The sequence below is a fragment of the Pseudarthrobacter sp. AB1 genome (assembly GCF_014926485.1).
Lineage (GTDB): Bacteria > Actinomycetota > Actinomycetes > Actinomycetales > Micrococcaceae > Arthrobacter.
In genome coordinates, this window is sequence record NZ_PZKO01000068.1 from 57,795 (window position 1) to 71,265 (window position 13,471).

Below are 13,471 nucleotides of genomic sequence, written 5' to 3' on the forward strand. Positions count from 1 at the left end.
CATGAGCCAGGAATCATCGAGAGCGCAACCAGCCATGATCGCGGCTGTGGCCGACGGTACGGACTCCGGAGCCAGCCACAGCACCCGGGGCGCTTATGTGACCGACGGTGCGGAGTTCAACCGCGACACGAACTACATCGAGGATCGGATCACCCGCGACGGCCGCCCCGGCCTCAACGGCGAGCCGGGATGGCCTGTCGAGGCCGGGCGGTACCGGTTGATTGCGGCGAGGGCATGCCCTTGGGCGAACCGGACCGTGATTGTGCGGAGGCTCCTCGGGTTGGAGGACGCCCTCTCCCTTGGCCAGCCCGGCCCTACCCACGATGCACGGTCGTGGACCTTTGACCTCGATCCGGGTGGGGTGGACCCGGTCCTAGGCATCGAGCGCATCCAGAGCGCCTATTTTCGGCGCTTCCCGGACTACCCTCGCGGCATTACGGTGCCGGCGATCGTGGATGTTGCCAGTGGCGCGGTGGTCACCAACAACTTCCCCCAGATCACTCTGGACTTCGCCACCGAATGGACCCGGTTCCACAGGGTCGGCGCGCCGGACCTTTACCCCGAACACCTCCGCGCTGAAATTGACGCCGTCAACAAGCGCGTCTTCACCGAGGTCAACAACGGCGTCTACCGCTGCGGGTTTGCAGGCTCGCAGGAGGCCTACGACTCGGCCCATTCCCGGCTGTGGACTGCACTGGACTGGCTCGAAGAACACCTCACCGGACAGCGGTACCTCGTGGGCGATACCATCACCGAGGCCGACGTGCGGCTCTTCACCACCTTGGCCAGGTTCGATGCCGTGTACCACGGGCATTTTAAGTGCAACCGGCAGAAGTTAACTGAACTACCGGCCCTCTGGGGCTACGCGCGGGACCTCTTCCAGACTCCCGGCTTCGGCGACACAATCGACTTCGTCCAGATCAAGCAGCACTATTACGTCGTTCATGAGGACATCAACCCCACCGGGATCGTACCGCAAGGCCCCGATCTGTCCTGCTGGCTGGAGCCACACGCCAGGGAAGCACTGGGAGGCCGCCCATTCGGCGACGGCACTCCACCGGGGCCAGTACGCCCCGGCGAAGAGATCGCTCCCGGCCATGGAGCGGACCAGCATTAGGAAGGCGCCTGCTAGCCCGTTCGGCTGGCCCGGGAGAGTCCGGCCAGGCGTCCCGGCAACTGCTTCGGCTGGCCTTTGGCCACGAAGGGGTAAGCGCTGCGTTGGGGTTCGCTGACCCCGCCTATGGGCTTGGCTTTGGCTGCATCCCACAGCGGGCAGAGGACGGACGCACGCAGGGCAAGGCGCATCGGCTGGCTGCGGAGGTCCGGCGGGCGGCGTCGGGATTGTCGTAGCCAACGACTGCACCTAATGTGGGGCGGATGGGTGACACTCAAGCGCAACACCGGCCCGCCGCTGGATCCCGCCTCCTGAAGAGTTCGCTGGCCGGTCTCTCGTCCGCATTCACGGTACAGCGCCTGCAGCTGGCGGCGAAGGCAGCTCTTGCCGCCGGCCTGGCTTTTGCCATTGCTCCCCTGATGCCAGGATCCGCTGCCGAGTATCCGTACTACGCGCCGCTTGGGGCGCTGGTGTCGATGTACCACAACGTGGCCGGATCCTTCCGGCAGGGGCTCCAGGCGCTGGTTGGCCTCGCCCTGGGCGTCGGGCTCGCCTTTGCGTTGGTCAGTATCGGTGATCCGTCGCCTCTGACGGTCGCGGTGTTTATGGGAATCGGCGTGCTGCTCGGTGGCCTTCCCCGAATCGGCTCCGGCAGCGATTGGATTCCGACGGCGGCGCTGCTGGTTCTGCTGGTAGGCGGAAGCAACCGGGACGACTTTTCCTTTGGCTACCTCATTCAGATGGGCGTCGGCGTCGCGGTGGGCATTGCCGTCAACTTCCTGGTGTTTCCTCCCCTGCACTTCAAGGCGGCAGCCACCAGCCTGGGTAAACTCCGGCTGGCCCTAGGGCGGCAGCTGACTGACATGGGTGCTGCCCTGACTGAAAAGTGGCCTCCCGAGCACGAGGACTGGTCCCGCCGGTCAAGCGAGCTGGCCGAAGCAGCCAGCAACGTCCGCTATCTCGTGCAGGAGGCTGACGCGAGCCGCCGCGCCAATCCACGCCGGCGGCTCCATCCCCGCGATGTGGATCTCGACTACCGCAACCTTCGTGATCTGGAGCGGGTGACGTTCCACATCCAGGACATGACAGAAGTCCTGTCCGATGTCATCTGGACAGACGACGCACCTTACACCGTGCCATTCAGCGACAGTGCGCCCCTGGCCGCAGCCATGACCGCCACCGGTGAACTCCTTGCCTCGTTCGCTGGCGGGGATGAAGCAGACCAGCGGCGGCTGTTGGCTGCTTCAAAGTCAGCGGTGGAGGCCGGTATGGCAGCGGTTGCGGAGCGGGCCCAGGCAGATTCGGCCGCGACGGCGTCCGAGTCCATCCTCCTGAGCCTGCACCGTATCCTCCGGGCTGTGCGGCCGGCGTCCTAAAACGGTGCCACGGAGCCGCTGAAGTGGCGGCGGCCGGAGCGAGGGTTCCACGCCACAAATTCGGCCCGCTGCCAGCCTTCGCCAGGCGTCTGCGCCGTGGCGATATCCAGGGCGGTGATATCCAAGGCAACGCGGGCCGGCAGGAACACCGGCGCCTCGAACGTGACATCCCACGTGAACGTTTCGCCCTTGGCCGGCCCGACATCCGCGAGGGCCCTCGAGGCAAGGTACATCCCGTGCGCGATGGAGCGCCGCATGCCCAGGGCCTTGGCAGAAAGGACGCTGAGGTGGATCGGGTTGAAATCGCCGGAAACGGCGGCATACGCCCTTCCCGTGTCGACCCCCAAATGCCAAATCGCGGTGGGGTCCGGAGGCGTGAAATCGGTCTGGCCGTTATGTGGAGTCGGCTTATCGATGCCGGGGAGGAACACACCCTTGGCCAGATAGGAGGAACGCCCCGTCCACTTGATGTCCGGCGTACCGGCGCCACGGATCTCGGCAACCACGTCAAGTTGCGTGCCGGCCCGGTGGCCCCGGAGGTTCTCTACCCTGGCCTGGATGTCCAGGGCTTCGGTGAACAGCACCGGCGACCGCTGTTCCACATGGTTGCTGAGGTGGATCATGCCCAGGAGCGGCAGCGGGAAATCGTCGCGGTTCATCACACTCATGGCCAGCGGGAATGCCAGTGCGTGGAGGTAGCCGGCTGGCAGGGTGTCCCTGGCAGTCAGCCCGATGAGGTGCTGGTACGCGGTGAGGTTGCCGACGTCGGCCGTTACCCCGCGCACTTCGTGGCCGGTGACCGGCAGGCTGGATCCGTTGTGAGTGCCCAGGACGCGGCGCCGCGCCGCCTGCGCGGCGGCATTGACGTACAGCTTGGACAGGGACGGCATCTCCCCCAGGATGACCGGCTGGACTGTGCTCATGCACCCACCAGGTTCTGTCCGCAGACCCGCAGCACGTCGCCGTTGATGCCTCCGGCGGCGTCGCTCGCCAGGAAGGCAATGGCCTCCGCAACGTCGGACGGCTGGCCTCCCTGCTGCAGCGAATTCAGCCGCCGGCCCACTTCCCGGACGGCAAACGGGATCCGCGCTGTCATGTCTGTTTCGATAAAGCCGGGCGCCACCGCGTTGATGCTCCCGCCGTTCTCTGCCAGAAGGGGCGCAGAAGCGCGAACCATACCCATCACACCGCCTTTGGAGGCAGCGTAGTTGGTTTGGCCACGGTTGCCCGCTATGCCGCTGGTGGATGCCACCGAAACAATCCGTGGTGAATTACGGAAGTGCTCAGAGGCCAGGAGGGTCTCGTTGATTCTGAGCTGGGCGGCAATGTTGATGTTGAGCACGGAGCTCCAGCGCGGGTGGTCCATGTTTGCCAGCAGCTTGTCCCGGGTAATGCCGGCGTTGTGGATGACGATGTCCAATCGGCCATGACGCTGCACGGCGTGGTCGATGATCCGCTGGCCGGCTTCTTCACGGCTGATATCCAGTTGAAGCGCCGTCCCGCGGACGTCGTTGGCAACAGCAGCCAGATGGTCCCCGGCCGCGGGGATGTCAACGAGGACTAGGGTGGCCCCGTCCCGGTGAAGGGTCCGGGCAATGGCCGCACCGATGCCGCGGGCGGCACCGGTGACCACAGCAACCTTGCCGGCGAGCGGTTTTTCGAAGTCAGCGGGCAGGTGGCCTTCGCCGGAGGAGACAGTCAGGAACTGGCCGTCGACAAATGCCGACCGGCCGGACAGGAAGAACCGCAGCGCGGCAAGGGCACTGGGGCTGGTGCTCTGCACTCCCCCGGCCAGGACGATGCCGTTTGCTGTTGCGCCGGCCCGGAGTTCCTTGGCCAGGGACCGCAGGAAGCCATCCACACCTTGCCGGGCAGCCGACTGTGCAGGGGACCTTGTTTCCGCGGCAGGCCGGGAGATGGTGATAACGCGGGCGCTCGGTCCGAGATCACGCAGCGAGGACGCTGCGGACAGCACGGGCTTTTCGAGGTCTTCTGGCCGGGACAGCTCATCCAGGACCAGAATGATTGCGCCCAGCTTTTCGCGGGGCACTGCGTGGCGCCGGACGTCAAGGTCCCAGGAAAGCAGCGTGACAGCCAGTTCGTCGGCTCCGGCGGTGTTGCCCTGGACCAGGACGGGGCCGGTGACCAAGGGCTGGCCCGGCTTGTAGCGGCGCAGCAGTGCAGGCTGGGGCAGGCCCAGCCGCTTGGCGATGTTCCTGCCCAGCCCCTGGTTGACCAGGGTGGTGTATTTGTCCGTCATCCGGTGCCCCTAGAGTGCTTCGAGAATTGCGACGACGCCCTGGCCACCGGCGGCGCAGATGGAAATGAGACCGCGTGCCGGCCTTCCGTCGACGGTGCCCTTGGCCTGCAGCATCTTCGCCAGTGACGCGACGATGCGTCCGCCGGTGGCCGCGAATGGGTGGCCTGCGGCCAGGGAGGAGCCGTTGACGTTCAGCTTGCTGCGGTCGATGCTGCCGAAGGCACCCGCGAGTCCCAGTCGGGTGCGGCCGAACTCCTCATCTTCCCAGGCGGCCAGTGTGCTCAGGACTGTCCCGGCAAAGGCTTCATGGATCTCAAAGAAGTCGAAGTCGTCCAGCGTCAGGCCGTTGCGGGCCAGCAGCCTCGGGACCGCGAACGCTGGGGCCATAAGCAAGCCGTCCTTGCCGTGGACGAAGTCCACGGCAGCTGCCTCTCCATCAACAACGGTGGCTAGCTTGGGCAGGTCATGGGCATCGGCCCAGTCTTCGGATGCGAGCAGGACCGTGGATGCCCCGTCGGTCAGCGGCGTGGAGTTTCCCGCCGTCATGGTGGCCTCCGCTCCCAAGTTCTTCCCGAAGACGGGCTTGAGGGTAGCCAGCTTCTCCAGGGTGGTGTCCGCCCGCAGGTTGGAGTCTTGGGCGAGGCCACGGTACGGCGTCAGGAGGTCATCAAAGAAACCCGCGACGTACGCGGCGGAAAGGTTGCGGTGGCTGTTGAACGCCAGCTCATCCTGCGCCTCGCGCGAAATGTTCCACTGCGCGGTCGTCAGCGCCTGGTGTTCACCCATAGACAGGCCGGTGCGTGGCTCGCCCGTGCTCGGAGCATCGGGGGCCAGGTCCTTGGGCCGCAGCCGGCTGAGCACCTGGAGGCGCTGGGGAAGGGTCTTGGCGCGGTTGAGGTCCAGGAGCACCTCGCGCAGGCCTTCACTGACAGCAATGGGCGCATCCGACGCCGAGTCCACACCACCCGCGATCGCGGAATCGATCTGGCCCAGCTTGATCTTGTTGGCCAGGCCCAAAACCGTTTCCAGACCGGTGGCGCACGCCTGCTGCAGATCGTAGGCCGGGGTCTCCGCCGACAATGCTGAACCCAGAACTGCCTCACGGGTGAGGTTGAAGTCCCTGGAGTGCTTGAGCACGGCGCCGGCCGCAACCTCGCCGATCCGCTCATCCTGGAGGCCAAACCTGGCAATAAGACCGTCCAGCGCGGCGGTGAGCATGTCCTGGTTGGACGACTTCGTGTAAGCCCCGCCGGACCGGGCAAACGGGATCCGGTTTCCACCCACAATCACAGCCCGGCGGACTGGGCGCGCCGCGCCGGACGTCGTGGGGCTGGCGAATTCGTGGGGTCCGGTGCCGGACTGTCCATTGACGGACATGGGTGACTCCTCTGATCTGCGACAGTTACCGATACCCAGCGTACCTGATACGCTGAGTATCGTGAACAACCTCCACTCAGAAGCCCCGACGCCGGCTGCCGGCGGAAATGCCGACGGCCGCTCGGCCCGCTGGCAGACCCACCGCGAGGAGCGACGCCGGGAGCTCATCAAGTCCGCACGGCGGGCCGTCCACGCGCTGGGCAGTGACGCCTCCATGGAGGAGATTGCTGCGGCCGCCGGAACATCGAAGTCAGTCTTCTACCGCTATTTCGGCGACAAAGCCGGCCTGCAGCACGCCGTCGGGGAAGTTGTCCTGAGCCAGATGCAACGCAAGATCCGCGAAGCGGCCCAGGGTGCCCAGACCCCCCGGGAAGGGCTCCTGGCCATGATCTCGGCCTATCTCCAGATGGCGGAAACCAGCCCCAACGTCTACAGCTTCGTCACCCGCTACGCGCCGGTGGACGCGGACGGCCCCCACGGATCGGCGGCCATTTCAGGAGCCTTGGGCCACTTCTTCGATTCCATCGGGGAGATGATCGCCGCACCGATGCGAACCCACCTCGGCGATGGCAAGGAAGCAGTGATCGGCTACTGGCCCACGGCGGCCATCGGCCTGGTCCGAAATGCCGGCGAGCAATGGCTGAGCACACCTGATTCGGCGGCGAAGCCGGACCAGGAAGCCATGGCCCGCCAAATCACTGCCTGGCTATGCGTGGGAATCGCGCCCGAGCTTAACCCTGCCAGCGCGCCATGATTCCGCCCAAAGAACCTCACACCCTCCTGTCAGAACCAACGAAGGACATTGACATGACCGAAGTAGTGGACCGCCCCACCGGCCCGAACGCAGCCGTAACGAACGCCGCCGTAACGAACGCAGCCGCTGCGGGCCGAGCCGCCACCAGCACCACCGCCGGCAACGGAACGGCTGCGCAGCCCGCCGTCGACGTTGCCGCCCTCGGCGAGCAGCTCCTAGGAAAATGGGCGGAATCCCGCCGGCAATCGCGCGTACTGGCCAGCGACCCAGCACTGCACAAGATCGAAGGACAGACGCACACCGACCACCGGACGAGGGCCTTCGGCCAATTGAAGTACCTTGTGGAGCACAACGCCGTGCAGCGGGCTTTCCCGACGGCACTGGGCGGTTCCGATGATCACGGCGGCAACGTGGCCAGGTTCGAGGAACTGGTCACCGCGGACCCGTCCCTGCAGATTAAGGCCGGTGTCCAGTGGGGCCTCTTTGGCTCGGCGGTTATGCACCTCGGCACGCAGGAGCACCACAACAAATGGCTACCGGGCATCATGAACCTTGAGATCCCCGGCTGCTTCGCGATGACGGAAACCGGCCACGGCTCCGATGTGGCCAACATCGCCACGACAGCGACCTACAACGCCGAAACCCAGGAATTTGTGGTCCACACACCGTTCCGTGCCGCATGGAAGGACTACATCGGCAACGCAGCCATCGACGGCCTCGCAGCTGTTGTGTTCGCCCAGCTGGTGACAAAGGGCGTTAATCATGGTGTGCACGCCTTTTACCTTGACCTCCGAGACCCCGACACAATGGACTTCCTACCCGGGATCGGTGGCGAGGACGACGGCGTCAAGGGCGGCCTCAACGGGATCGACAACGGCCGGCTGCATTTCAACAACGTCCGCATCCCCCGGACGAACCTCCTGAACCGCTACGGCGATGTGGCACCGGACGGGACCTACACGTCGTCCATTGCCAGCCCCGGCCGCCGCTTTTTCACCATGCTGGGAACCCTCGTCCAGGGCCGCGTGTCCCTGGACGGCGCCGCTGTGGCGGCGTCGAAGGTCGCCCTGACAGCAGCCATCCGCTACGCCACCGAACGCCGCCAGTTCAACGCGTCGTCCCACACTGACGAAGAGGTCCTGCTGGACTACCAGCGCCACCAGCGGCGCTTGTTTACCCGGCTGGCCACGACGTATGCCGCGGGCTTCGCGCACGAGCAGCTCCTCCAGAAGTTCGACGACGTCTTTTCCGGCGCCCACGATACCGATGAGGACCGGCAGGACCTGGAGACCCTCGCCGCGGCCCTGAAGCCGCTGAGCACCTGGCATGCCCTGGACACGCTGCAGGAATGCCGTGAGGCGTGCGGCGGCGCGGGCTTCCTGATTGAAAACCGCTTCGCCTCCCTTCGCGCGGACCTGGACGTCTATGTCACGTTTGAGGGCGACAATACTGTCCTGCTGCAGCTTGTGGCCAAGCGCCTCCTGGCCGACTATGCCAAGGAGTTCAGAAATGTCGATTTCGGCGTGTTGGCACGCTACGTGGTTTCCCAGGCAACGGGCGTCGCGATCCACCGCACCGGCCTGCGGCGGGTGGCGCAGTTTGTCGCCGATACCGGCTCGGTCCAAAAGGCTGCTATCGCGCTCAGGGACGAGGAAGGCCAGCGCACCCTCCTGACAGACCGCGTCCAGACCATGGTGGCCGACGTCGGGGCGGCCCTGAAGGGCGCCAACAAGCTGCCCGTCGAAGAGGGGGCGGCCCTCTTCAACCAGCACCAGAACGAGCTGATCGACGCCGCCCAGGCCCACGCCGAGCTCTTGCAATGGGAGGCGTTCACGGAGGCGCTGGACGATGTCACGGACCCCGGCACCAGACGGGTCCTGACCTGGCTGCGTGACCTGTTTGGCCTGTCGTTGATCGAAAAGAACCTGTCCTGGTACCTCATGAACGGCCGGCTCTCCATGCAACGGGCACGCACCGTTGGTGATTACATCAACCGGCTCCTGGTCAAGATCAGACCGCACGCCCTGGACCTTGTGGACGCCTTCGGGTACGGCGACGAGCACGTGCGCGCCGCCATCGCCACGGGTGCCGAGAAGGTCCGGCAGGACGAGGCCCGTGCGTACGTCAGGGCACAGCGGGCCAGCGGCGACGCCCCCGTCGACGAGAAAGCCCTGCTGGCGCGCACCTCCGCCGGCGGCCGCATCCAGCGGACCTGACCGCTCCGCGTTCCACTGGCGGGTAACGCACGACGGCGCCGCTCCCCTCGGTGGGAAGCGGCGCCGTCGTGCGCTGTTTGGACAGGACTGCTGTTGTTACTGCTGTCCGCCAGGAAGCACTGAGCGGTAGACCTCCAGGGTGGTCTCGGTGATGGATTCCCAGGAGAAGTGCTCCTCCGCCCGGCGGCGGCCGGCCTGGCCCATGGCACGTGCCCGTTCTGGATCGGAGACGACCTCTGTCAGGGCGGCTGCGAATTCCGTCACGAACTTCTCCGGGTCAAGCGGTGTGCCGGTACCGTCGGTGACCTGTTCCAGATCGACCAACAGGCCCGTCCGGCCATGCTGGACCACCTCAGGAATACCGCCCGTAGCGCTAGCCACAACGGCTGCACCGCAAGCCATCGCCTCGAGGTTGACGATGCCCAGCGGTTCATAGATGGAAGGGCAAGCGAACGCTGTGGCATGGCTGAGGACCTGGATGAGCTCGTTCCGCGGCAGCATCCGTTCGATCAGGATGACACCGGTCCGCTGGCTCTGCAGCTCCTCGATCAGGCGGGCGGTTTCTGCTGCGAGCTCGGGGGTATCCGCCGCCCCGAGGCACAGCACAAGTTGTACATTGGCCGGGAGCTTCGCGGCAGCACGCAGCAGGTACGGCACGCCCTTTTGGCGCGTGTTGCGCCCAACAAACACCACGCTCGGCTTATCCGGGTCGATGCCCAGCGCACGGATAGCGTCGTCGTTTTCATCGCGCTGCCACAGTTCAACGTCGATACCGTTGTGGACCACCCTGACCTTGGCGGGGTCGACGTCGGGGTAGCTGCGCAGGATATCCTGCCGCATGCCTTCCGACACGGCGATGATCGCCGCTGCGGCCTCGTAGGCGGTTTTCTCAACCCACGAGGACAAGGCGTAGCCACCGCCGAGCTGTTCGGCCTTCCACGGCCTCAAGGGTTCCAGGCTGTGGGCGCTCAATACGTGCGGGATGCCGTGGAGCAGGGACGCCAGGTGGCCAGCCATGTTCGCGTACCAGGTGTGCGAGTGGACCAGATCGGCCCCTGCCACATCCGGCACGATGCGCAGGTCCACGCCGAGCGTCTGGACGGCGGCGTTGGCAGAACCCAGGTCTTCGGGAACGGAATAGGAGGTCACCCCGGCACCGTGGTAATCGGCGTCGCGGGGAGCACCAAAGGCTCGAACCTGCAGGTCAACTCGCTTACTCAGCACCCTGCTCAATTCGGCCACGTGGACTCCGGCGCCTCCGTAGATCTCGGGCGGGAACTCTTTAGTCACAATGTCTATTCGCACGTTACCCAAGGTAGTCCTTCCGCACTATCTGTTCTAGTGTGAAGGAGTCCGGGCACGCCGGACTGTTTGGGGAGTTACGAAGGCGTACAGGAGCGACCACCATGCCGTTGAACAAAAGAGTCCTGGCCATTGTCCTCGCAGGCGGCGAGGGAAACCGGCTGATGCCACTGACGGCGGACCGGGCCAAACCTGCCGTGCCTTTTGCCGGCAGTTACCGGCTGATTGACTTTGCGCTGTCCAACCTGGTGAATTCACGCTACTTGCAGATTGTGGTGCTGACCCAGTACAAGTCCCACAGCCTTGACCGCCACATTTCCGAGACCTGGCGGATGTCGACGCAGTTGGGCAACTACGTCGCGTCCGTGCCGGCGCAGCAGCGGGTCGGCAAGAGCTGGTTCCTGGGCAGCGCCAACGCCATCTACCAGTCCCTGAACCTGATCCATGACGCCAACCCCGACATCGTCGTCGTGGTTGGCGCCGACCACGTCTACCGCATGGACTTTGCCCAGATGGTGGAACAGCATGTGCTCAGCGGGGCCAAGGCCACTGTGGCCGCCGTGCGCCAACCGTTGCACATGGCGAACCAGTTCGGCGTGATTGAGGTGGACCAGGAGGACCAGCAAAAGATCGCCGCATTTGTGGAGAAACCCGCCACAACTCCCGGGCTGGCCGCCGATCCCACCCAGTTCCTGGCTTCCATGGGCAACTACGTTTTTGACGCCGACGCTTTGGTGGATGCCCTCCACGTCGACGCCGAACGGCTGGATACCAAGCACGACATGGGCGGGGACATCATCCCCTACTTCGTCAGCCAGGGTGAGGCTGGAGTTTACGACTTCACCCTCAACGACATCCCCGGTTCCACTGAACGCGACCGGACGTACTGGCGTGACGTGGGCACTATCGATTCGTTCTACGACGCGCACATGGATCTCATCTCCCCGTTGCCTGTATTCAACCTCTACAACTCTGAATGGCCCATCTACACTCGGCAAAGCATCTCCCCGCCCGCCAAGTTTGTCCGCGGAGTGAACGACACCGTGGGCACCGCCCTGGACTCCATCGTCTCCAGTGGCGTGGTCATCTCCGGCGGCGTGGTGGAGGGGTCCGTCCTCTCCAATGACGTCTTTGTGGGTAACGGCAGCAGAGTCATCGACTCGGTCCTGATGGACAAGGTGAACATCGGCGAAGGTGCCGTGGTCAACCGGGCCATCCTTGACAAAAACGTGAAGGTACCGGCCGGCGCTGCGATCGGCCTGGATCCGGAACTGGACCGCGCCCGCGGTTTCAAGGTGACCGAGACCGGTATCACCGTACTCGCCAAGGGACAGCAGGTGCCTGAGCCTGGCGACGCGGAACGGGCGCTCGCCGCCCGGAACCTCCACCTGGTTCCTAATGCCATCCAGGCGGCCACGGCCAACTATCCCGAGATCCGCGAATCAGTGGAACAGGTTGCGGCCATTCATGCGGAGACGGCATTGCAGACCGCCCCGGGCGCCCACCGCGCGTAGGACGCAACGGGCAGGCCCGGCAGGACCGCTTGTCGCTGGATCCGGTCGGGCCGGATCTTCATGAGGCTGTAAAATCGGTACAATGAGCTCCCCAGATCTGACGCCTGAAGAAATCCAGGCCTGCCTCAAGGTTTTGAACACCATCCACGTTTACGACGAGGAACACCCTGACTATGTCACGGTGCGCCGCGCCACCGGGAAGATGTTCAAAGCCGTGAAGCGTCACCGCCGCGTGACCAAGCGGGATCTGATCTCTGAAGCCGACCGGGCCGTCATTGCACAGACCGCTACGGCAGCACCGGACAGGATCGACGACGAGACCCGCGGCAACAAGCTGGAGACGTCGGCGACAGGCAAGGTGGCCGGGCACCTGATCCGTTCCCGCCCCTGCTATATCTGTAAGAGGCACTACACGCAGGTGGACGCTTTTTACCATCAGCTCTGCCCGGAATGCGCCGCCTTCAGCCACAGCAAACGGGATGCCCGCACGGATCTGACAGGCCGGCGTGCGCTGCTCACCGGAGGGCGCGCCAAAATCGGCATGTACATCGCCTTGCGCCTGCTCCGGGACGGCGCCCACACCACCATCACCACCCGGTTCCCCAAAGACGCGGCGCGCCGCTTCGCGGCCATGGAAGACAGCGGCGACTGGCTGCACAGGCTCCGGATTGTGGGCATCGACCTGCGCGACCCGTCACAGGTGATGGCCCTGACGGATTCGCTCAACGCCGCGGGCCCCCTGGACATCATCATCAACAACGCCGCCCAGACCGTGCGCCGGTCCGGCAACGCCTATAAGCCCCTGGTTGACGCCGAGGACGAACCGCTGCCCGCAGCATTGGAGCCGGCTAACGGCGGACCGGAACTGGTGACGTTCGGCCACGCCCACGACAAACATCCACTCGCCCTCGCGAGCAGTGTCACCGATCACCCGGTGCTCGCCGGTGACGCGATCACGTCATTGGCGCTCTCCACCGGCTCGGCCTCGCTGGAGCGGATCGCCGCCGGTACAGCGATCGACGCCGGCGGGCTCGTCCCGGACCTTGCCGGCATTAACAGCTGGACCCAGGTGGTGGACGAGGTTGACCCGCTGGAAATGCTGGAAGTGCAGCTCTGCAACGTCACGGCCCCGTTCCTGCTTGTCAGCAGGCTCCGGGATGCCATGAAACGCTCCACCGCACACCGGAAGTACATCGTCAACGTTTCCGCCATGGAAGGCCAGTTCTCGCGGGCCTACAAGGGCCCCGGGCATCCGCACACCAACATGGCCAAAGCGGCCCTGAACATGATGACCCGGACCAGCGCCCAGGAAATGCTGGACGCGGACGGGATCCTGATGACGGCTGTGGACACCGGCTGGATCACCGATGAACGCCCGCACTTCACCAAGGTCCGGCTCATGGAGGAGGGCTTCCACGCGCCCCTGGACCTGGTGGACGGCGCAGCCCGCGTCTACGATCCGATCGTGATGGGCGAAAACGGCGAGGACCAGTACGGGGTCTTCCTCAAGGACTACAAGCCCAGCCCCTGGTAGCGGGCCACTGTCATGGCCGTGGTG

10 protein-coding genes are annotated in these 13,471 nt (G+C 65.2%); 6 read left to right on the top strand and 4 right to left on the bottom strand.

Features of this window, described 5'->3' with window-relative positions; translation table 11 throughout:
* The first annotated feature begins 34 nt into the window (after nt 1–34).
* Nucleotides 35–1,117 (top strand): glutathione S-transferase family protein, encoded by a 1,083-nt coding sequence (locus DAD99_RS19305; protein WP_193342864.1) that lies wholly within the window; start codon nt 35–37, stop codon nt 1,115–1,117.
* 260 nt (nt 1,118–1,377) lie between these two features.
* Complete coding sequence (locus tag DAD99_RS19310) at nt 1,378–2,490, top strand: aromatic acid exporter family protein (RefSeq protein ID WP_193342827.1); 1,113 nt, start codon at nt 1,378–1,380, stop codon at nt 2,488–2,490.
* Here the strand turns inward: DAD99_RS19310 and DAD99_RS19315 are convergent.
* From DAD99_RS19315 to DAD99_RS19325, 3 genes are read right to left on the bottom strand one after another with little or no spacing between them, the layout of a single operon-like run.
* Nucleotides 2,487–3,413 (bottom strand): MaoC/PaaZ C-terminal domain-containing protein, encoded by a 927-nt coding sequence (locus tag DAD99_RS19315; protein WP_193342828.1) that lies wholly within the window; start codon nt 3,411–3,413, stop codon nt 2,487–2,489. The two genes, DAD99_RS19310 and DAD99_RS19315, sit on opposite strands and share 4 nt — an antisense overlap.
* On the bottom strand, nt 3,410–4,750 hold the full coding sequence (locus DAD99_RS19320) for a 3-oxoacyl-ACP reductase (RefSeq protein WP_193342829.1): 1,341 nt from the start codon (nt 4,748–4,750) through the stop codon (nt 3,410–3,412). The genes DAD99_RS19315 and DAD99_RS19320 overlap by 4 nt, the downstream gene beginning before the upstream one ends.
* A 9-nt stretch (nt 4,751–4,759) precedes the next feature.
* Complete coding sequence (locus DAD99_RS19325) at nt 4,760–6,127, bottom strand: acetyl-CoA C-acetyltransferase (protein WP_193342830.1); 1,368 nt, start codon at nt 6,125–6,127, stop codon at nt 4,760–4,762.
* Between the two features lie 61 nt (nt 6,128–6,188).
* On the opposite strand from DAD99_RS19325, the gene DAD99_RS19330 reads away from it, so the two are divergent.
* Both DAD99_RS19330 and DAD99_RS19335 read left to right on the top strand, forming a co-directional pair.
* The gene (locus tag DAD99_RS19330) at nt 6,189–6,881 is read left to right on the top strand and encodes a TetR/AcrR family transcriptional regulator (protein WP_375372276.1); all 693 of its coding nucleotides are present in this window, start codon (nt 6,189–6,191) and stop codon (nt 6,879–6,881) included.
* Between the two features lie 53 nt (nt 6,882–6,934).
* Nucleotides 6,935–9,097 carry an acyl-CoA dehydrogenase gene (locus tag DAD99_RS19335; protein ID WP_193342832.1) on the top strand — a complete coding sequence of 721 codons (2,163 nt, stop codon included), beginning with the start codon at nt 6,935–6,937 and terminating at the stop codon, nt 9,095–9,097.
* Between the two features lie 96 nt (nt 9,098–9,193).
* Here DAD99_RS19335 and glgA read toward each other — a convergent pair whose 3' ends face one another.
* Nucleotides 9,194–10,402, bottom strand: a complete 1,209-nt coding sequence (gene glgA / locus DAD99_RS19340) for a glycogen synthase (protein ID WP_309233419.1) — start codon at nt 10,400–10,402, stop codon at nt 9,194–9,196.
* Nucleotides 10,403–10,503: 101 nt separating this feature from the next.
* Between glgA and glgC the strand changes: the two genes are divergently transcribed.
* Nucleotides 10,504–11,913, top strand: coding sequence for a glucose-1-phosphate adenylyltransferase (gene glgC, locus DAD99_RS19345; protein ID WP_193342833.1), 1,410 nt, complete (start codon nt 10,504–10,506; stop codon nt 11,911–11,913).
* Between the two features lie 82 nt (nt 11,914–11,995).
* Nucleotides 11,996–13,447 (top strand): SDR family NAD(P)-dependent oxidoreductase, encoded by a 1,452-nt coding sequence (locus DAD99_RS19350; RefSeq protein WP_193342834.1) that lies wholly within the window; start codon nt 11,996–11,998, stop codon nt 13,445–13,447.
* Nucleotides 13,448–13,471: the final 24 nt, after the last annotated feature.

Bases quoted from the DNA above. Each gene is read 5' to 3' on its own strand.
- DAD99_RS19305 (WP_193342864.1), top strand. From the start codon at position 35: ATGATCGCGGCTGTGGCCGACGGTACGGACTCCGGAGCCAGCCACAGC.
- DAD99_RS19310 (WP_193342827.1), top strand. From the start codon at position 1,378: ATGGGTGACACTCAAGCGCAACACCGGCCCGCCGCTGGATCCCGCCTC.
- DAD99_RS19315 (WP_193342828.1), bottom strand. From the start codon at position 3,413: ATGAGCACAGTCCAGCCGGTCATCCTGGGGGAGATGCCGTCCCTGTCC.
- DAD99_RS19320 (WP_193342829.1), bottom strand. From the start codon at position 4,750: ATGACGGACAAATACACCACCCTGGTCAACCAGGGGCTGGGCAGGAAC.
- DAD99_RS19325 (WP_193342830.1), bottom strand. From the start codon at position 6,127: ATGTCCGTCAATGGACAGTCCGGCACCGGACCCCACGAATTCGCCAGC.
- DAD99_RS19335 (WP_193342832.1), top strand. From the start codon at position 6,935: ATGACCGAAGTAGTGGACCGCCCCACCGGCCCGAACGCAGCCGTAACG.
- glgC (WP_193342833.1), top strand. From the start codon at position 10,504: ATGCCGTTGAACAAAAGAGTCCTGGCCATTGTCCTCGCAGGCGGCGAG.
- DAD99_RS19350 (WP_193342834.1), top strand. From the start codon at position 11,996: ATGAGCTCCCCAGATCTGACGCCTGAAGAAATCCAGGCCTGCCTCAAG.